The sequence below is a fragment of the Flavobacterium frigidum genome (assembly GCF_048286795.2).
In genome coordinates this window covers 126,205-146,489 of the sequence record NZ_JBLVPT020000002.1, presented here as the reverse complement: position 1 = coordinate 146,489, position 20,285 = coordinate 126,205, and the positions used below count along the sequence as shown (strand labels likewise).

15 protein-coding genes are annotated in these 20,285 nt (G+C 36.2%); 7 read left to right on the top strand and 8 right to left on the bottom strand.

Annotated elements, in window-relative coordinates:
• Positions 1–31: 31 nt before the first annotated feature.
• From mobC to ACNQGB_RS04215, 3 genes are read right to left on the bottom strand one after another with little or no spacing between them, the layout of a single operon-like run.
• A complete protein-coding gene (gene mobC / locus ACNQGB_RS04225; RefSeq protein WP_417943714.1) occupies positions 32–2,014 on the bottom strand; it encodes a conjugal transfer protein MobC in 1,983 nt (660 codons plus the stop codon).
• Positions 2,015–2,030: 16 nt separating this feature from the next.
• Positions 2,031–3,335, bottom strand: coding sequence for a relaxase/mobilization nuclease domain-containing protein (locus ACNQGB_RS04220; RefSeq protein WP_417943647.1), 1,305 nt, complete (start codon positions 3,333–3,335; stop codon positions 2,031–2,033).
• On the bottom strand, positions 3,320–3,712 hold the full coding sequence (locus ACNQGB_RS04215; RefSeq protein ID WP_417943646.1) for a plasmid mobilization protein: 393 nt from the start codon (positions 3,710–3,712) through the stop codon (positions 3,320–3,322). The genes ACNQGB_RS04220 and ACNQGB_RS04215 overlap by 16 nt, the downstream gene beginning before the upstream one ends.
• 915 nt (positions 3,713–4,627) lie before the next feature.
• Here ACNQGB_RS04215 and ACNQGB_RS04210 point away from each other — a divergent pair.
• From ACNQGB_RS04210 to ACNQGB_RS04195, 4 genes are all read left to right on the top strand, one after another.
• Complete coding sequence (locus tag ACNQGB_RS04210; RefSeq protein ID WP_317039363.1) at positions 4,628–4,918, top strand: hypothetical protein; 291 nt, start codon at positions 4,628–4,630, stop codon at positions 4,916–4,918.
• A gap of 351 nt (positions 4,919–5,269) precedes the next feature.
• Complete coding sequence (locus ACNQGB_RS04205; RefSeq protein WP_417943645.1) at positions 5,270–5,725, top strand: MauE/DoxX family redox-associated membrane protein; 456 nt, start codon at positions 5,270–5,272, stop codon at positions 5,723–5,725.
• On the top strand, positions 5,722–6,804 hold the full coding sequence (locus tag ACNQGB_RS04200; protein ID WP_417943644.1) for a hypothetical protein: 1,083 nt from the start codon (positions 5,722–5,724) through the stop codon (positions 6,802–6,804). The genes ACNQGB_RS04205 and ACNQGB_RS04200 overlap by 4 nt, the downstream gene beginning before the upstream one ends.
• 109 nt (positions 6,805–6,913) lie before the next feature.
• Positions 6,914–7,162, top strand: a complete 249-nt coding sequence (locus tag ACNQGB_RS04195; protein WP_472777075.1) for a hypothetical protein — start codon at positions 6,914–6,916, stop codon at positions 7,160–7,162.
• Between the two features lie 79 nt (positions 7,163–7,241).
• On the opposite strand, the gene ACNQGB_RS04190 is transcribed toward ACNQGB_RS04195, so the two are convergent.
• The 3 genes from ACNQGB_RS04190 to ACNQGB_RS04180 form a co-directional block, all read right to left on the bottom strand.
• The gene (locus tag ACNQGB_RS04190) at positions 7,242–9,869 is read right to left on the bottom strand and encodes a S9 family peptidase (RefSeq protein ID WP_417943643.1); all 2,628 of its coding nucleotides are present in this window, start codon (positions 9,867–9,869) and stop codon (positions 7,242–7,244) included.
• Entirely contained in the window at positions 9,869–11,221 is a 1,353-nt protein-coding gene (locus tag ACNQGB_RS04185) for a RagB/SusD family nutrient uptake outer membrane protein (protein WP_417943642.1), read from the bottom strand. The genes ACNQGB_RS04190 and ACNQGB_RS04185 overlap by 1 nt, the downstream gene beginning before the upstream one ends.
• Positions 11,222–11,315: 94 nt before the next feature.
• Positions 11,316–14,348 (bottom strand): SusC/RagA family TonB-linked outer membrane protein, encoded by a 3,033-nt coding sequence (locus ACNQGB_RS04180; protein ID WP_417943641.1) that lies wholly within the window; start codon positions 14,346–14,348, stop codon positions 11,316–11,318.
• Positions 14,349–15,237: 889 nt separating this feature from the next.
• Between ACNQGB_RS04180 and ACNQGB_RS04175 the strand changes: the two genes are divergently transcribed.
• A complete protein-coding gene (locus tag ACNQGB_RS04175; RefSeq protein ID WP_417943640.1) occupies positions 15,238–15,480 on the top strand; it encodes a helix-turn-helix domain-containing protein in 243 nt (80 codons plus the stop codon).
• A gap of 553 nt (positions 15,481–16,033) precedes the next feature.
• Here ACNQGB_RS04175 and ACNQGB_RS04170 read toward each other — a convergent pair.
• Positions 16,034–16,549 carry a hypothetical protein gene (locus tag ACNQGB_RS04170; RefSeq protein ID WP_417943639.1) on the bottom strand — a complete coding sequence of 172 codons (516 nt, stop codon included), beginning with the start codon at positions 16,547–16,549 and terminating at the stop codon, positions 16,034–16,036.
• 295 nt (positions 16,550–16,844) lie between these two features.
• On the opposite strand from ACNQGB_RS04170, the gene ACNQGB_RS04165 reads away from it, so the two are divergent.
• Together ACNQGB_RS04165 and ACNQGB_RS04160 are read left to right on the top strand one after the other, a co-directional pair.
• A complete protein-coding gene (locus ACNQGB_RS04165) occupies positions 16,845–18,410 on the top strand; it encodes an IS1182 family transposase (RefSeq protein ID WP_417943638.1) in 1,566 nt (521 codons plus the stop codon).
• 65 nt (positions 18,411–18,475) lie between these two features.
• Positions 18,476–19,486: a hypothetical protein gene (locus ACNQGB_RS04160; protein WP_417943637.1), complete on the top strand. Its 1,011-nt coding sequence runs from the start codon at positions 18,476–18,478 to the stop codon at positions 19,484–19,486.
• Positions 19,487–19,781: 295 nt separating this feature from the next.
• Here the strand turns inward: ACNQGB_RS04160 and ACNQGB_RS04155 are convergent, their stop codons facing one another.
• Positions 19,782–20,126 (bottom strand): transposase, encoded by a 345-nt coding sequence (locus tag ACNQGB_RS04155; RefSeq protein ID WP_417943636.1) that lies wholly within the window; start codon positions 20,124–20,126, stop codon positions 19,782–19,784.
• Positions 20,127–20,285 lie beyond the last annotated feature (159 nt).

Here is a 20,285-nt window from a genome sequence, read left to right as displayed (position 1 = left end):
AACCCAGACGAAGTTGTAAAAACGATGGGAATTATTTCTTTACGACCAAATGCGCCAATCCAAAATCATTTAATAGTCTTTCTTTTTCAGAATAAATAATGTCCTTTATGTCCTGTTTTATCTGCAAATAGTTGCGTTGTACCATTGCGTTATCGACTTTCCGAATAACGGGGATATCTTTATAATCATCCTGTTCATTTTTCAATGCTTTATGGTCATTTACAATTTCGCAGTGAAATGTTTTGAGTTCAATTTTACAATCGGGATCATCGGCTACCATACCCACGAATTCACCGGAACTAAGTCCGGAAATTTTGGACGGAGGAACTGCGGATTCCAACTGTTTTGAGCGGCTAATTGAGGTATCTCCACTATTAATAGACAGGCTTTCTCTGTCCTGCATAATCTTTCCGAAACGCTCTGATAATTGCTTGGCTGTATCCCCTGTGACCTGTCCGCTCACGATATTTCCGGTAATGTTCATAATCACATCGGCTTGCTCTCGTCCATAATCTTTACGCAACTGGCTAAAGTCCTGAATACCCAAACAAGTAGCTACTTTATTACTTCTAGCAGTAGCAATCAAACTATCCATATTGTTCAAATATATAGTCGGAAATTCATCGAATATCAGGCTGCTTTTCTGTTTGCCTTTTTGGTTGACCAACTTAACCAATCTGCTTACATAAAGTGATAATACAGCACCGTAAATTTGTATTTTCTGTGGATTATTCCCCATACATACAATTTTTGGTTCCTCCGGATTATTGATGTCCAATGTGAAATCATTGCCTGATAAAACATAATACAATTGCGGAGAAGAAAGCCTCGCCATTGCGATTTTTGCCGAAGCGATTTGACCTTCCAATTGGTCCATTACATTATTGAGGTAGGCGTTTACAAAAGGATTGATGAGTACCTCAATTTCTTTTTCAGTTCTAAGCAAGGTAAACAAGCTATCATAGTCTGCCTGCATGAGTTCTATAACATGGGGAAGCGTACAAAATTCGCCGTCTTTGTATTTTCTTAAATACCATATTATGGCTGAGAGAAAATTAATTGGTGATTCCACAAAAAAATCTCCCTGACGTTTGATCCATTCCCGATTTAATCCTAACAGAATGGTGCGTGCAGATTCAGAAGCATCGGTAATATCACTCATGGCTGAAGGCTCCAATGGATTGCATCGGTGTGTTCGGGTCAGGTCATCAAAATTAATAACATAAAATTGTGGTGGTTTAGGATAAAGATGTTTGTATTTGAGCCAGGTATTATAGGTAATTTTGGAAAGATCATCGAACTTGAAATCATAAATAAACATCGTAAAGCCTTTGCGTATGTGCTGAGTAATAACATGTCGAATTACAAAGTAGGACTTTCCAGAACCTGGAGTCCCCAGAACCATCAAAGCACGAAAGGGATTAATAATGTTTATCCAGCTGTTTCGCACCTTATCTTTTAAGTGATATCTAGCTGGAAGGTTGATGGAATATTCATTCTCTAAAAGCCTTTCTTCTTGAGGAAAGGTCTCATTTTCGGTATTAAAAATATCTTTATCGCTGAGCCTGTTTTTTATAATACGCGAGAGCAAAGTACCTCCAGAAAGTATCAGAAGAAATCCAACTGCCGTAATGCTTATATAAGCTATCGCTGCCTGTACTATTTCTATTTTCAGATATAATGAAAGATAGCTTATGAAGAAAATTAGAGTACCCGTAATTATATAAGCAAAAGCTGTTTTGTAATTTAGTTTTTCGTCTTTACGTCCTTTAGCACCTATTAAGGAAATCAGTAAAAATCCCAATGCAAAGAGTTTGGATTTATGAAAATTACTGAACAATCCTGTATGGTGAATATTGCCCATAATTTTATCACTGAATCCGCTAACAAGATGCCACTCCAGAAAGGCAGCGTAGCAGTAATAATAAAAATGGATTACTAAAATAATGATGCTGATTAGTCTGGTCATGTCGAGTATCTTCCTCAATGCCTGTTCGTTTTCTCCAGTTTGCATAGCCATAATTTAAATTTTATTGATTATTTGACTTTCCTCTTCTTTTTTTCTTTTTGCCTTTGAGTTGATACGGAACGTAATTAGCAGCCTGTTCGGATTGCGTAAGGATATTCAATAATTGTCCCATTACTAAATCGGATCCAACTGATTTATTATTTTGAAAATCATCACCAAACGAAGTTGTATTGATTTTCGAATGAGTCGTTTGAAATGTAATCCCCTGTGATTTTTCACTATCTGAGCTTCCCATTTTTTGTTCTACTGGGGTAATTGATTTACAACGTTCCTGAATTGCTTTAGCGCTATATTGTTTGCCCAGCTTACTACCGTTAAAAACACATTTTGTGGTATGGTCTACATAAGTAATCCCATAAAGTAATCCTTCTGCATTTTTTCTAAAAACAGTAATGATTCCATCTTTTTCCAGTAGTTGCACCATTTGCGTAAGTGATATTTCCGTTCTTAAAAACGCCATATCAATGGCGTTTTTTACCCTTCTCATATCGGAAATTTGGCCAATGGTATTGGATGCAAATTTTCCTTCTAAAAATTTCAGGGTTGGCATGTTATAAAAGAGACTGGCCTTGATGGGTACACCGATAAGTTTACCATTTTCATCCAGTATCCGGTACATTAATCCTTTTGTCTTAAACATTCTTGAATTTTCATTGCCTCTGTCTGCCAAAACATTGTATTGTTGTAACACTGCATTCAGCTCCGGAAGGCTGGTATATTTATACGATGAAAGCACTTGGGCCAATACATTTGCAATAGCTTTTTTGGATTCGTTTCGCCCATAGTGAACTTTTCCTGAGATGATAGGTTGGAGTTCAAAATCTTGATTATTTATGCGTCCTTGAGCTTTAACAAGTCCAAAAAGTTCTTCGATTTCTTTTCGCGCTGGTTCAGATCGGTTTCGACCGATATTTTGCATGTCGATCCGCTTGCCATCCCTCTCTACATTTATGGAGACCAGATGGAGATGCGGATGCCCGGAATCTTGATGCTGGTATACCAGATAAGGTTGTTCTCCAAAACCTATTTTCTCCATATAAGTATCCGCAATAGCCATTAATTTTTCTTTGGAATGATTTTCCGAACGATGAAAATTCAATGAGATGTGCACACTGTTTCGCTTTACATTTTCATTTAATTCCAATTGTTTTAGAAAACGATTCAGTTTTATAGTATCGCTCATTTTATCCACATCAATTGGATAATTTCCAGCACCAACACACTCTGCTACGCCCTCTTTTACTTTATTTTCATTATAATAGAAAACCTTGTGGACAGAGTGTCCTGTTTTTATGATTGCAACCATTTTTCCGAGATTTTTTGGATGCATATCTTGATTTCTTCAACCTTGTTCAAAAGGATTTTTTTATCCTGTTCAGAACTGATAATCCAGACTCTAAATTCAGGAATTTGGTCAAGGGTATGTAGTTTTTTTACCGCCTGATTAAAGTTGTTTCCGATGGCATTTAATTGCTTATATAGCAGCATCATTTCACAGGTCATATCATCTAAAGTGCGATTCCTGTATGTGGTGTTTATCGGTTTATTAAATAGGTGTTTACGAATGTAGTCACTCAGCTTACGGCAAGTACTTGCTTTCCATTTTCGTTCAATTTTCACATACTCTTCGGGTGTAAATCGTAACCCGACAATGCGTGTTCTGTTTGAATTTTCTCTTTCCATCATCTCTCATTTTACTCATTAATTCAAATTGTTTTTTATTGGTATTCGTGAATTCGCTGCGCTTCATTTCATTGTTATCAAACTCTTTTTATCCTTTCAGTGTCACTGCTAACGAGTCCCGAGTATAGAGCAGCAAGAATCTGTTGTTAAACAACAGGACATCTTGCCGATTGCAGAAACGTTGCAATCTTCCAGCTACTTTAAATATTCCTCAGACATTTCAGTATTTCAAAAATGCTCAAAAGTCAAATTTCTCATTCATAGCCTCTTTTTATAATACATGATATGCTAGTAGTGGTATTTCAGCCATTCATAGGAACTATCAATTCAGTCATTAAATTCTCGATGACTTATATAAAGGGCATTTTATCATCACTTTCGGTAGTCAAGGAAAGTGCACACTGTCTATAATTTAAAAACCATTATAACTGGATAATTATAAAATTGGATTTACTCCTCAATTTCCCATAAAAGAACGTGCTCTTTCAAAGCAATAAACCAATTTTAAAACAACCAAATCCTGACTTGTTTAAGGAAGGTTTTGGCTGTTCATTTTAAAGGGTAATGATTGTCATTAAATACTTAAATAAAATCATCTTTCATAACTTTTTTTCTACCCTGAACTTCATTTGATAAACCGCTTCTTTTGAAATATGACTATCAAATCTTATACTCTTGAAAATCATTTTTTAAACCATTTTTAATTGACCCATTTTATATCAAATTCAAAGCACATTTCTGTAACTCTGCGTATCTAAAATCCTATCGTACATTTTAATTTTCGGCATTTAAATCAGATACAAAATTAAGTAAGTGGTATGGATTCTACCTATCATAGGTAAATTTTACCTATCAAAATTCATAAACGACTTTATACCTTTACAGAATAAATTATTAATTAAAAACGTGAAGATTATGACAACAAATGATGTAGCCAAGGTTTTTGATACTGTACTCAGTATCCCTGGAATGAATGATGTAGTGAAGATTGATTTGAAAATTTCACGAAAAAATGTGCTGTTGTTAAACCATGTTATTGAACGTGGACTAGCACCTAAAGACGATGATAAACCATCAATTCTCATAACAAGTGTTCCAGAAGAAAATCTCCAGGAATTAAAACTGTTTGGAGATGAGTGTTTACAAAAAGCCGGACTTATAGAACTCAATGAAAAATTGAAAACATTGAGCGAAACTGTGAAGTAATAACAAATTATAAAAGTAGAAAATAAAAAGGGTGTCAAATAAACAATGTATGTTTATTTGGCACTTTTTTATTGCTCAATTGTATTTCAGAGATGCTTTTTTACAACTTTAACTAAACTAGCGGATTTTGACAAATTAATGCCGGATTTCGGTAACATGTTATCAAACAGACTATTGTAGCTTTGTTTCAGATTCAATTCCAAATAATTAAATCTTAAATAAAACGCTTTTTTTCATTCAATGGAATTTGAATACGATACTAAAATTTATTGCCTCAAATGCAGTAATAAAAATGGAAAATAAGGTATAAAATTATAATTAAAGAATTTTTCCAAACTGAAAATCAGAAAAATGAACCAGATTAAAAACATAAGGAATACGTTGATGATTTCAATTTGCTATCTAACGGCATTACTTTTCATTTATGCTGCTACAAGTAAAGGACTTGATTATGAAAATTTCAGCATTCAATTGGGTCAATCACCATTACTTAGTGCATTTGCAAGCTGGGTCTCCGTGACAGTTCCATTGGCTGAAATAGCTTTGGCTCTTGGACTGTTTATCCCAAGACTACGATTCGTTTCATTATTAGGTTCCTTTACACTAATGGTAATGTTTACAGCCTACATCTACATAATCCTTAATTACAGTGCTTTCGTTCCATGTTCATGCGGGGGTGTACTTGAAAAATTGACATGGAACCAGCACCTTATTTTTAACCTCATATTTGTTGTGCTTATAGGAATAGCGATAATTTTTGTACCGATACAAAACACAAAAACAATTACAAATAAAAAACAATCATGAAAATTAAAAGCAAGATAGTATTGATGTTTTTTTGCACAATTGTTGGCACAGCTGTAGTGATATTACTTTTTAATAGGTCTGAAAATATCATCCATTATGCAAATACATTTATCAGAAGATTTCCACAACATGTGGCGCAGGAAAAATATAAGGCAGATTTGGGATACAACTCGTACTATTTTGCGGGGAGTAGCAATGGAAAAATTTATTTAGGAAACAGCACTGCTCCTTTACAAGTAATGGAATTGGATACAGCTTTAACAAACCGAAAAAACTATAAGATAATTCCAAACAACAAAAAACTGCCCTTTCACACTCCTATGATTAAAGTACTTGAGAATAACTTTTACATGTTTGAGGGAAATGTCCCTTATATATTTAAGGGAAATATTCACGACTGGAATGCAAAATTGGTTTTAAGTACCGGAAAATATTTTTCACATCTGGAGCCAATTGATAAGGACAACGTTGCGGTCCGCTTTATTGATCAGAAAACAGGAAAAAGTATCCTTGGTACAACAAGCCTCAGCCATCGTTTAGAGAATCATTCCGAACAACTTCTCCAAACACAAATTGACGGTATTTTTGATGTAGATGGATCATTGCATTTCGACAACAATAATAATCGCATTGTATATGTGTACCGTTACCGTAATCAGTATATAGTTGCTCATAAAAACCTCAAATTGGACTATAGGGGCAATACCATCGATACCATAAACAAAGTACAAATTAAAGTAGCTGAAGTGAAAAGCAAGAACATCAACACTTTTTCAAACCCTCCATTAATAGTCAACAAAATGAGTGCGGTAAGTGATAATTTACTATATGTTAATTCTACTATATCCGGGCAATACGAAAGAGATCAATTATGGAAGGAAGCGAGTATCATTGATGTATATGATTTAAGGGACCATTCCTATAAATCAAGCTTTCCGATTTACAAGATAGGTAAATCTAGTATGAACAGTTTTATTATAGTGAATAGAAAACTGTATGCCATAATCGATGATAAAATTGTTTGCTACAAATTACTGAACCATTTAACAACTAGGGCAACACTAAAAAATGACAATTAATATTGAAAATATACTGCGCAGTATCAGGAGTACGATCGAAAACCTGTAACAGAGTAGATCATAAACTTTAATACTTTTTATTATGAGAACAAATTTTAAAAAACTGATGATGCCTGTGGCAGTAATCATTTTGGGATCGCTTGGAGCATTTGCAACAATGTCAATGGGTACTGTAAAAGATGCACCTGGCGATAAGCGTGGTTACTTATTTGTGGATGCCCTGCACCCTTGTGTTCAGGATATTATGTGTAGTACCATCGTAAATGACATCTGCAAGACACCATCGTTGCAGACATTAAAGGGCAAAATAAATGAAAGTGATGCCTCTTGTCCACAAACACTTTACAAAAAACAATAACGATCTTCGTTATATTTAAAAAGTACGATGCGGTTAATCAATGATTAACCGCATCGTTGTTTAATATAAATCTTGAATTCTATTCCGGACTACTCCAGCCTGGTTTAGGACAATCTTTAAGATAATGATTAAACCAATCCATAATTTTTGAACTCAGGTCAGCCTGACGAACCATATCCAAAATAACATGGCCTTCTTTGGGATACCTCAGCATAACATGATTCTTTTTCAATCTTCTCATGGCCATATAAAAGGCCATGCTTTGCTGTGGATTGACTTGCGTATCTGAATCTCCAGTCCACGACAAAATCGGGGTTGAAAAATCACGGGCAAATGTAATAGCCGAATTTCTCCTATAGCCTTCCGCATCTTCAAAGAGGGTCTTCCCCATGCGAAACTGCTGGTGTTCAAAACGCCATGCATCAGGTGTGCTGTAATTCCATCCCATTGAAAGATAAAAACTGCTCATGTCGGAAATGCCGGCACCAGCTATAGCAGTCGCAAATAACTTCGTTTGCGACGCAATAAAAAAAGTTTCATAACCTCCAAACGATTGACCTATGAGGCCTATTCTTCCAGGATCAATGCAACCTTTTGAAATAACAGCATGGGTAGCAGCAATCACACAATCTGCTGCTGAAACACCCGGATTACCAATGGTATAATTGATATCGGGATGCAGTACAAAGTATCCTTGGCTTGTTAGGTTTGAAGTATTGTACCCCGTTGTATTATACATGGAAGGAGCAATATAGGTATGCACAGTGGTGACTTGCTTTTCATAAATGCGCACCACCATTGGGTATTTTTTTTCAGGCTGATAGTCAAAAGGATAGAATAAAACCCCTTGCAAAAACTCACCTGCACTATTTCGATAGGAAATTAACTCAGAATGCCCCCACGGATATTGACTGTGTTGCCGATTGCTTTTAAAAACAACATCATTTTTCCATTTATTCCCAGACACAGCCACAATTTGTGGTGGCAAATCATAATCTTCCTGTCTGTAAATAATGATATCCTTATTTTGGGCCTTTTTAAGTCTGCTTAGTTTCTTATCCGTAAAAGTCTTTATGTTTAACTTTCCATTTGGAGATAAAACGGCATAACCACTCTTGTCGTTGTCCTCACTGTGGGCATCCAATAGCATAGCACTGGCAATATCAATCTCATTTCCTGTTTGTACAAACCAAGGCTCCTCTATTGGCCTAACATTGTCAATGTCAGCAACACGAAAAATGATTCCCTCTTCCCTTCCCCTTGTAAGTCGCTTACTATCGGTGCCATCTATTGAAAACGACCAGAGATCAAATTGGTCATACAACAGTAACCTATGGCCATCGGTAGTCCAGCCTGCAAAACCGTAAGGACTTCTTGGTGCATTATAATCTGCTTCGTATGCAAATGGTACTGCAGATGACATCGTGATATGAGTTTTTTCGGCAAAATTATATACTTTCCATTCGTTTTCCCTAAAGTAAGCAACTGATTTTCCATTGGGCGAAAATACCAAAGTAGCATTTTCGAAAGGTACCAGACGTAAAAAATGGGAGACTTCTCCACTAAGCAGATTAATAACATAATAGTCTGCTTCGGGCCTTTCCTTGTCACTCGGCAAATAAGGAAATACATCTTTTGTGATAGCATACTGCTGATCTCCATTAAGCATATAAATATCCTGTTTCCCTTTACCTGCAATCATTATCCTGCCGCTGAGAGGTTCCCAAACACCCATTTTATTAACACCCTGTCTACCAGATTGCTTTAGATGTGGATACACGTTTGAATCTGATGCATTCCATACCTCAACATCTGATGTACTTTTTTTATTGCTGCTTTCCTCATGATCCTTGAGCGTAAAAAAGACCCGCATCCCATCATCCGAAACAATAAGGGAAGAACTCCTATTACCATTGAAATCAAATCCTTTAAGAGAACTATTATCTGTCATACTGAAACTGTAACTTTTATCTTCAGGTATCTTATAGAAAAAAACGTCAGGCTCCGATGTACCCGTTTTTAGGATTGGTGTCCCTAAGAAAGCTACAGCACTGCTGTTCGGTTGCCAGACTGAATTGAAATAGGCATAGTTACCTGACGCTATTGTTTTCTTTTGAACTTTATGATCCAAAAAAGCCAGTAATGTTACTTTCTTATTTCCACCGTCAGTATGGCAATATACCAATGAATTACGATCTGGACTAATCATAAAGCTACTGACACTTTTTATCATTTCGATCACCGTGCAATCTGAATTTAATACCTTTATGGTTGTTGTACCGCCTTCTTCATTGGAAGTAAGTAACAGAAAACTATCGTTGCCGGCAATCTGATAATTTTCAACACCTTCAATCTCCTTTTTCTTCGCATTCATTAGATTCGAAATTCCTATTTTTTTATCAGGAAGCATATAAACAAACGAGTTGTGGTTAAAAAACTGGCCATCATACCCTTTTGCAATAGCCAAAACCGCTTTGCCTTTCGTATTCCTGACAAACAACGTATCATTCCCTGAATCATAGACAAGTTGGTACTGCACCCAATTGCCATTATCAGAGATACCCTCACGGATCATTTGGCTCCACTTACCATAGTCATCCTCTGTCAATAGCTTTACTTTCTTGACCTGCCCGAAAAGCGGGCAGGCAGAAAGAAAACTAATTAAACTAATAAAGATGAATTTTTTAATGTTATTAATCGACACCATCAGTATCCTGGATTTTGAGGTTCCAAATTCGGGTTTAAACCTATTTCCGTTTCAGGAATTGGAAACAAGACGTCATTGCTATCCCAACCAGGCTTTACAGCCGAAAGTATTGGATTAATGACTCCAAATCGTTTCAGGTCAAAGAAGCGATGACCAAATTCAGTAAACAGTTCTACCCTTCTTTCCCGCAAAATAGCTTGTAGGATTTCCTCCTGCGAAATGGCATTTGTATCAGCAAGTCCTGCAATATGACGGATGATATTCAAATCTTCCTTGGCTCCAATTAGGTCGCCTGCCCTAGCCCTAGCTTCTGCTCTGATTAGGTAAAGTTCACCGGTTCTGAAAATGATAGAAAATTCCATCGAAGTGGATGTATTTTCCTTTTGTTTGTATTTATTGGGATGGTACCAAGTCTGGCTTCCGTTTGTCACTGCTTTGGTCCATGCTGCTTTACGACGGTCGCCCGGCTCAAAACTCGACAGCAATCCCATGCTGATAGCCGAAAGCGTAGGTGTTCCGCCTGTAAAAATAAAACTGGCGCCTTCATAGGTGTTACCCCCGGCATTTTCTGCACTTAGTTGCCATATTGTAGTGCTACTGCCATTCAAAAATATTTTCGAAAGATCGCTTTCAAATGCATACAGTTGCATATTATTCAGTACCGCTGATGCAGCGTTTGATGCTTCATCCCACGATCCTTCATAAAGCGCTAATCGGGCGAGCAGGGCTTGTGCAGTGTACTTATTGGGACGTGTCCGGTCTGCAACAACATAGTTTTCGGGCAACAACAGGATGGCTGTTTCCAAATCAGCTTTCGCTTTGGCATAAACGTCGGCTACAGCAGTTCTTATAACATTCCTGTTGGTTTTATAATCCGTTGTGCTTACATACGGCACTGCTCCAAAAACATTCGCAAGGTAAAAATGAATCAGGCTTCGCACAAAAAGCGCTTCTCCCTTTAGCTGATCCTTGGATTCCTGCAGAAGTGTCCTTGACTGCTCTACTCCTTCTAGAATTGCATTCGCAGAGTAAATTTGATTGTAGCTGCTGTCCCAAAAGTTTTTTATATCAACATTTGCAGCGGTTAGCGAATTATTGTAATACGATAAGGTCCCAAGATAAGATTCACCATAAAAATCAAGCTCATCACTATAGTTGCCCAATACTACCGAAAGACCATCAGCAGAACCAGTCAATAATCCAGTTCCTCTTATTTTGGCATAAACGTCTGTCATGGCAGCGTTGGCAGTCGACTTTTCCTCAAAGACTCCATTGGCGATAAGCTGGTCATTGGGAAGGTCAACTTCAACAAAGGACTCGCAACCATGTAGCAACAAGCCAAACACAAGCACATATAATGATAAAAAAAGATTTTTTCTGCAGACATGTATTGGAAGTCTGGAACAAATATTCTTACTATATTTTTTCATTTTGATAAGATTTAAGTTAAAAGGTGATTTGAAGCCCTGCACTAAGGACACGCAGTGGTGGTAAATAGCCTGCTGATTTGAATTCTGGATCGGCACCTGCATACTTGGTAAAAGTCAACAGATTTTGTCCCTCAACAAATACTTTACAACGCATATCCTTTATGAATTGGAGAGGAAGATCATAGGAAAATGAAATGTTTTTCAACCGTATATACGACGCATCACTGATTGCCGCATCACTGCTGGCGTATCGGCTTGCCGCATTAGCTGCCTCACCGTTCGCTCCCGTAGTATACATTTGGTGAGATGCGATGTCCCCAGGCTGTTTCCAGCTGTCAAGAACTGTTGTCGGTTGTTGCGATAGCATGCCGGTAGGAGCAAAAAAGGCAGTAGCGTTATAATTCTCCTGCTTCACGAACTGGAATAAAAAATCCAGTTGCAGTTTTTTATAGCGGAAACTATTTTGAAAGCCTCCAAAAAATTTAGGGTTAAAATCCTTCACCAGTGTTCGGTCGCCGTTAAAGGTGATTTTTCCATCTCCATCCCTGTCCGCAAAGGTGTAGAGTCCCGTCACGGGATCGACTCCAGTGAATTGATACACCTTTTTGATATTTAAGGGTTCTCCAATAGAATAAATGTTTTTGTAAGTCGAGGATTCAAGGTCTAGAAATGCAACCAGCTTGTTACGCGAAATAGTTATATTCAGGTTACTTGTCCAACTGAAATCTTGGGTCTGTACAATAACAGTTCTCAAAGTTCCTTCAAATCCTTTATTCTCGACTGTAGCAGCCAGATTAGATTGTATCGAGGAGAATCCCGTTGTTCCCGGCAGTGGCATTCCTGCCAGTTGGTTCGAGGAGCGGTTCTTGTAATAACCAGCCGTTATAAAGATGCGATCGTTTAAGAACCCTGCTTCCACCGCAGCCTCCAATTTTCGGTTGGTTTCCCATCCAAACGATGGGTTAAAGAGTCTTGTAGGTTCGAGCCCTATGACACCTCCGTAGTTGCTACCGGTAGAACCATAAGTATCTAGGTATTGATAATCCCCTATTTGGTCACTTCCTGTCACACCATAGCTTGCCCTGATCTTGCCAAAGCTTACTATTTTACTATTCTTCAGTACATCTTCACGCGAAAAAAGCCAAGCTCCGCCTACAGCACCAAAACTGGCAAACTGATTCCCTGGTCCAAATCGGCTGGAACCGTCACGTCTTCCCGTCAGGTTCATTATATACTTCGAGTCCCACTTGAGATTTATCCTTCCAAAAAGGGCCGCATAACGGTACTCCTGCTCTTGGCTTAGCAAGATGCTTTTTACTGAGGCTGAGGCAAGGTTATAGATGAGGCTGTTGCTTGAAAAGCCTTGCCCAAGGTCATCCCTCATTCTTCCCTCTTGGGATTGAAAGCTGCTTCCAACCAATATGTCTAAACTCATTTTCCCAAGCTGCTTTTTGTAATTAAGCTGTGGTTCAATAATCCATGATTTACGGGACATAGTTCCAACTTTCAAGATCGAATAAGAAGCTCCCACACCATAAGCAGGATCATATTGTGTGGAGGGCAATGCTGCAGTTTCATTGTTATCCGTAGAGGTATAACCAAAATTCGATTTAATTTCAAAATTTTTACTGATCTGGTACGATAATACTGAATTAGCAATCAGATCGTAAGTTTTTGCCTCATATTCCCCTTCAAGACTGCTCAATGGATTGACCCAAGTACTATTTTCCCAGTTCAGGCTCCCGTCTGCTTGGTAGAGTGCAGGCGCATTGGGTGCTAGTGACAATGCCGAGGTCATCAGATCGTCCCGGGGTTGAAGGTTATGTTGTATCGTATAGCCTACTGTGAAGATCGAACGAAATCGTTTGTTTTCAGACTCATGGTTTACATTTAGGTTAAAATTGGCTTTCTTGTAATTGAAATCACCCGGAAATACCGTCGTCTGTTTATTAAAGCTTCCGCTAGCAAGATACTGTGTGCCTGCTGAACCTCCCGACACCGAAGAAGATAGTGTAGTGATTTCACTCGTATTGCCCAACAGTGTTTCCTGCCAGTCTGTGTAGCGGTTCCTGTCCCAAGTGCCGTTAACATCGTAGGCAGTATTAGGTAAAGGACTGATGCCGTCATTTGCAAAGGCTTGTTCACGCATTGCAAGATACTGTGGGGTATTCAGCAAATCCATAAATCGCGTAACGCTGCCAACGCCTTTTGAAACATTGGCAGTAAATTGTGTCCTTCCCCCCTTGCCTTTCTTGGTGCTAATCAATACAACACCATTAGCACCACGAGAACCATATATGGCCGTAGCATCGGCATCTTTCAATACTTCTATGCTCTCAATCTGTTCGGGATTAATACTGTTCAGCGGGCTTGGTTGTCCGGGCAGTACTGGTGATGCCTGCCCGCTTCCTATCGGATCGGTAGAATATGGCACTCCGTCGATAATATAAAGCGGGTTGTTGCCATTGCTTCGTACGCTGTTCAGTCCTCGTATCTGGATATCAAATCCCCCTCCGGGTATGCCTGTAGTCTGCGTAATACTCACACCAGCCATCCTGCCCTGCATAGCAGCAAGCACATTTGTTACAGGCTGTTTTTCAATATCCTTTGCCGTGATTTTTGCGATACTACCTGTACGTTCGCTTTCCTTGACGGTATAATAACCAGCATTTATACGTACTTCTTGTAGTGTAGTTATGTCTTCCTGCAATTGTATGTTGATTGTTTTTCGTCCGTTTATGGGCTCTGTAATGCTTTTAAATCCTATGAAACTAAAGACTAAAGTATCATCAGGCGACGCTGAGAGTGTATAATGCCCGTTAAAGTCAGAGATAGTTCCAGTTGTAGCCTTTCCTTTTATGGAAATTGTTACGCCAGGTAAAGGGCTTAAGCCATCAGTAATGATACCGCTTATTTGAGTTTGTTGCCGTAACGAAGACATTGGCCTCAGTACTGCTTTTGCTGGAACAGGGGTGTAGGTTAATAAGAATCCGAAAAGAATCAGGTACCAAAAAGCCGAATACCCCTTGTAAAATGAAAAATTATTCATAATATTGATTTAGTTAATTTAATGTAAGTTTTGTTAGCGATGGTCCTCTATTCATCCGCCAAGAAGAGTTAGAGGGCCTTTTTTTTTGTGATTAGCCACGAAAGTGCTAAAGCAGAGATTTTTATTTTTTAAGTCATAAGCGTTATCAGTATTTTATTAAGTGTTGTCACATCGAAGCAAGCTGTGTGATCTGAAAATAAATAGTTATTTTTCTTAGTTATTGCTGTTTATATAAAAGCATCGGAACCATAAAGCCAACAAATTATCAGTGTAATGAAAGCTAGAATTAAAGTAGCTTTTATAGTTTTATAGTATTTCATGTTTTCGTTGTTGTTTACTGTTTTTCAATTTATTATTTCGATTTGCGCTATTGATGTTACCACAGATCTTGAGAGCGCTCTTTTTTTGGATGCAAAGGCTTTTGAATTTATATTGTTTATTTAGGAAAGTACACTGCCGTTGCCAGTTGCAGCCCAACTCAGGCAGTGCGTTTCCAAACAAACTAATTTAATTAATTGATTGATTTACGATACTCTAAAAAAGAAGATTTGCTAAGAATAAAAGCGAGTAACTTTTGCGCATAAAAAAGGCATGGAACTCAGCTTAATGCACTAGAGGTATTGGCCATACCTTACCACAAATAAGTGAGCCCACGCCTATAGACGTGAGCATCATACTTATCATCTCGTGGTAATTTGAAAAGGCCAATTTTCTAGTACGAGATTCTAAGCGAATGCTTCAATGTTTTTGAAGTGTCGCAAAAATATTAAATTTTATCAAGTAACCAATTTATAATTGATTACTAAACTGATACAAATATAACAAATAAAATGATTTTGTTATAAGATCTTATAACTTTTTTAAAATTTATTTTCAGTCATTTTGTATAATGGGTAAAGAAAAAGATAAAAGATTGATTCAATTTGGAGCGCACTTAAGGAGTGTTAGAAAAGAATTGGGCTTAAGTCAAGATTTTGTTGCAACCAATAGTAATTTGACAAAGAGTAATATTAGTGAAATTGAGAATGGAAATAGAAACTTAGCTTTTACTACTTTTTTAGAGTTGGCAAAGGGTTTAGGGATTGATCCAAAAAAATTACTTGATTATCGAATTGATTTAAACAAAGAATAACAAATTTAATCTTAATACCACTGAAAAAAGATGCTTAGGCATCTTTTTTTATTGCCTATGTGGAAAACCGTAAAGAATTTTAGAAAGGTTATTGTATGTTAGTTATTGCATCTAAAGTATCAAAATGAACTTTCAGTAATTTAACCAAAAAAGATTCATATCGAAGGTCAGTTCGCACATGTATTCAAGAATTACCGGGTCATAATAATAGTAAAACAACTGAAATTTATACCCACGTAAATACGAAAAGATATCAGCAAATGAAAAATCCATTTGATGATTTGTAAAAAAATATACTACATTTGAAAATAAATAAAACTGACTCTTGTCAGACAAAGCCACCCAATATTGGGGTGATAGGTCTGATTTTGTCAGACATATATACAAGTTAGCAAACAGCTTGAAAAAACCGTACAGAAGAAATAAAAACGGAAAAATAGCAGTTTGTAAAGCGTTACTAAATAAAGTAACATAATGAAAATAGTATTAGCTTTTATATTTATCAGTCTTACTTGTATAGCAATTTTATATGGAATAGTTGACCTAATAATATTTACTTACAGAAACAATAAGGAGTTGAAATCATTTCAAGAAAATAATAAACCATTGCGACAAGAGTTCCAAGAGCAATCGCACCATTTATTAGCATCATACGATTCGAGGAAACTCTCTGAAATATATCGAAAGCGTCTAAACGATTTTGGTCATACTGTTCGGAATTATATGTAGAAAGATAGCCTTTGGAATGTTGAATAATACCTTGATAAGTAATACGAATATGATTTTGCTCAATTAATCTTATTAGCTTTTCAGACTCTAAAAGCAATAGAACTTCACTTATCATTACTAAATTTTTAGTTTTTTGACTTTGTTTTGTAAAAATATCAGCGAAAAGGTCTTCAACGGAATTGTTGTCAGAATTTATAAGTTCTAATTTTTTATCAGTTTCTTTTATAAGTTTAATTCTTAAATCATCAATGTATAAACTCAAAGTTTCAGATTGCATTAAATAATCCAAAGCATTGTCAAGTAATTGTAAGTTTTCAGCAATTAAATTATTTTGAGACATAAGACGAAGCTTAAAAATCAAAAGTACGAAAATAATTGATAAATTGTGGAAGAAAAGAAAGCCGATTTGCTAACAGCGGCTTCAAGATATTCAGGAAATAGTGATTAATTTAATTTCTGTTTTGTGTTTGCCGAAAATAGTTTTGAATCAAAAAATCAGGAAGGCTTTCCCTGAACATCGTGAGAGCCGCAGAACGTCAAACTGTCTAATAACCTCCTTTTCCCCTGTTAGATAATTTGTACAAAAAATCGTTCAAATAATTTGCATAACTCGTTGGTTTTATGTATATTTAAGAATGAAATTCATCAACGGAACTAACAGAAACCAACTCCCGCTTTTTGCCTCATCGATTGATGATGCCATTGCGCAAGACAACGAAATCAGACTTATTGACCTTTTTGTAGACAGTCTTAAACTCGCTGATTTTGGATTCATTTTCGATTTTGTCGAGAACGGAAGACCCGCTTATCATCCTTCGGATTTACTCAAACTCTTTATTTACGGTTATCTCAACCGCATGCGTTCCTCCAGAACTTTGGAGAAAGAATGCAATCGCAACATTGAACTTATGTGGCTTTTGAAAGGTTTGGTTCCAGACCACAACACCATTGCTAATTTCCGAAAAGACAATTCTAAAGCCATTGCTCGTATTTTTCGAGCCACTGTAAAACTAGCCACGCACTTTGAACTCATTGGTGGTGCTTTGGTCGCTGGTGACAGCACCAAACTTAGAGCCCAAAACTCCAAGAAAAACAATTTTAATCCAAACAAAATAGAGCGTCACATTGCTTACATTGATGCTAGACTCGAAGAATATAACGCAGCTTTAGCCAAAGAAGACGGCGATGTTCGCGAAAAACAAAGTATTGCAAAGAAGATAAAAAAACACAGTATACAAAAACAAAAATACATTGAGTATCAAAATACAATTGATACTACTGGCGTTACTCAAATCTCGACATCGGATCCAGATAGCCGTCAAATAATGACTCGAAACAACATCTCGGAAGTGGCCTACACAGTACAAACTACCGTAGATGCACTACACAACATTCCCATTGATTTTAAGGTGACCAATGAAAACGATTCTAAAGCTATGGGCGGCATGTTACGCCGAGCCAAAACTATTTTAAGACACAATAATTTTACCGCCATTTATGATAAAGGCTATCACACTGGGAGCGAATTTGATTGCGCTAATAGTCTTGGAATTGATGTATTGGTTGCCATTCCTGGCGTTTCTGCACACGCGCCTGATTTGGCTTTTGATGTAGAACATTTTAGATACAATAAAGAAACAGATACTTATACGTGTCCTGCTAATGAAACCCTTACGACCAATGGAAATTGGTACGCCAAAAAAAACGGCAAGTCAATAAGTCAGATGAAGCATTATAAAACTAGTGCGTGTTTGAGTTGTACACTCTTTAAAAAATGCACTAAAAATGCCAAAGGCAGACTAATTGAACGCTCCCAATACGCCGATTTGATTTATCAAAATAAAGTAAGAATCCAAAATAATTATGAAATCTACCGCAGACGCCAAGCCATTGTAGAGCATCCATATGGCGTTATCAAAAGGCAATGGGACTTTTATTACATTATGACCAAGAAAACCATCAAACGCGCCGTAGCGGATGTTGGATTGATTTTTACCGCCTACAACCTGCGCCGAATCTTCAACCTGATTGATCACAAGCTACTCAAACAGTATCTAAGAATACTGCTGTTATATTTTGGCACTATAAGAGCAATATTTAACCCTTTTTACGGACTGTTTTATTTTAATAATCATAAAGCGAGTTTTAATAGAACGAAGTTTGAATGTAGTTTAAATAACATATATTTACTCCATGAGTAACAAAATACAGTTTGTTTGGAGGTTTTTAGACGAACTGACGTTGGCAGATATTTAACAAAAAAACTATGAAAAAAATACTACTAATTTTAATTTTACTAAATAGTGATTTTCTTTGCGCTCAAATTAGCTTTGACGAGTCAATGGCAATATTTATTAAAGGTGAAAGCGAAAAAATTAATAGTGAAAATTTGAATGATGTTTACTCGGCTATTTTAAAAATGTTCTCTCAATATAATTCAGTTAACAAGGAAAAATATTCAACAGAATTATTACAAGAACATATAATAAATTATAAAAGTAAACTGATATCTTCAATTAATGAAAGTAGTATTACATTATTTGAACAAAATGCTAAATTGACACTTGAAAAAGATTTGTCCCAAAATTTAATTGTTTTAAAATCAAAAATTCCACTAAATATTGACGAAAAAGACGCGTCAAAAAGCATACAAGTAACTGTTCAAAAAAGTAATTTTATAAATAATGGTAAAAATAACGTAAATATCAATGAATATAACAGAAGTAATTTTGGAACTTTAAAACATTATGAAAACATCGATGGAATTAAAAAAGAAAACACATATAAAACTATTGAAATCAAATTTGGAATTGACAATAAGACAGAAATTTTAAGTGGCAGTTTAGTTTATAATCTTAAAATTCTAACGGATTATTCAACAATAAAAATTGGTAAAGTAGATTATGGAAAAACTTTTGTTTTAAATAATAGAAATATTAAAATAATAGGTTCAACAAATAATATAATTATTATTGAAGGATTCGCATTTGATGATAAGTTTGATATAAATGCAATTAATTTAGATCAAAATGAAAATGTTATTAAAAGTCCATCAACTGGGAAATATCCTATTTTCAAGGATATTTTTGATATTTATCGAAAAAATCCTAATATTTCAATTACAGAACTGAAAAAAGAATTACCTCTAGATAAATTACAAAAAATGAAAATAAATGGTTGTTATCTGGCTATATTTAATGATTTCCCTTTTCTAAATAACTTTATTTTATTCTCAAGGATTTATGGAATATCGAAAAATATTGAAATTAAATTATAAACATCTGCCAACAGCTAGAGTTCGTTGCGTGCGCAGCACGAACAATGAAACTCCGGTTCAACGGAACCGGTCACTGGCAGGAACTATGGAGCTATCGTAAAGTTTTGAGAAAGAATTTCAAGAGGATTTAGTTTTTTTTTTAGAGAAGTATTTTGGGTTTAGTTTCGTATTTTTCTTCACTTTTAAACATAAGTTACCCAACCCATATAATTAGTTTTAACAGGAAATTGTTTTTTGGCTACCGCCAACAAACCATCTATAGCTTTGGTTTCGTCACCTATCAAATCAGCATCTTTCAAGAAAGAAACAAATAGTTTGAAAGTGTTCTTTGATTCGAATAGGTTATTTTTCTGATATCTGTAATGTTATGGTAATTTGGAACAATAGCTTCTAAAAGCCATTGCATTTCCATGTTTCTCGAACATTCCTTTTCTAGATCTCGACCACTTCTAACTCCGTTGAGATACCCATATAAATAGATCTTTAGAAACACTTTACTATTAAAACTCGGACGACCTTCGGTCTTGAGCGTTTTTACTGCAAAACCGAGCTTAGAGAGGTCTATAGATTCGACAAAGGCATCTATAAATCGCACCTGATTATCGGGACTTATTGTATCTTCTAAACTTGAAAAACGCACTTGTTGACGAGAAATACCTATGGTGTGTTACATGTTTAAAAATACGAAAAATCTCCTTTTAATACAAGTTTTTTAGTATATTTGAGCATAATAAAACGGAAGTTTTTTCACAGACTGACGTTGGCACTAATACTAAAAGAACTGAAGCGTTGAAAAAGA

Coding starts and splice junctions, on each gene's coding strand:
- mobC (WP_417943714.1), bottom strand. CDS start 2,014: ATGCAAACTGGAGAAAACGAACAGGCATTGAGGAAGATACTCGACATG.
- ACNQGB_RS04220 (WP_417943647.1), bottom strand. CDS start 3,335: ATGGTTGCAATCATAAAAACAGGACACTCTGTCCACAAGGTTTTCTAT.
- ACNQGB_RS04215 (WP_417943646.1), bottom strand. CDS start 3,712: ATGGAAAGAGAAAATTCAAACAGAACACGCATTGTCGGGTTACGATTT.
- ACNQGB_RS04210 (WP_317039363.1), top strand. CDS start 4,628: ATGACAACAAATGATGTAGCCAAGGTTTTTGATACTGTACTCAGTATC.
- ACNQGB_RS04205 (WP_417943645.1), top strand. CDS start 5,270: ATGAACCAGATTAAAAACATAAGGAATACGTTGATGATTTCAATTTGC.
- ACNQGB_RS04200 (WP_417943644.1), top strand. CDS start 5,722: ATGAAAATTAAAAGCAAGATAGTATTGATGTTTTTTTGCACAATTGTT.
- ACNQGB_RS04195 (WP_472777075.1), top strand. CDS start 6,914: ATGCCTGTGGCAGTAATCATTTTGGGATCGCTTGGAGCATTTGCAACA.
- ACNQGB_RS04190 (WP_417943643.1), bottom strand. CDS start 9,869: ATGGTGTCGATTAATAACATTAAAAAATTCATCTTTATTAGTTTAATT.
- ACNQGB_RS04180 (WP_417943641.1), bottom strand. CDS start 14,348: ATGAATAATTTTTCATTTTACAAGGGGTATTCGGCTTTTTGGTACCTG.
- ACNQGB_RS04175 (WP_417943640.1), top strand. CDS start 15,238: ATGGGTAAAGAAAAAGATAAAAGATTGATTCAATTTGGAGCGCACTTA.
- ACNQGB_RS04170 (WP_417943639.1), bottom strand. CDS start 16,549: ATGTCTCAAAATAATTTAATTGCTGAAAACTTACAATTACTTGACAAT.
- ACNQGB_RS04165 (WP_417943638.1), top strand. CDS start 16,845: ATGAAATTCATCAACGGAACTAACAGAAACCAACTCCCGCTTTTTGCC.
- ACNQGB_RS04160 (WP_417943637.1), top strand. CDS start 18,476: ATGAAAAAAATACTACTAATTTTAATTTTACTAAATAGTGATTTTCTT.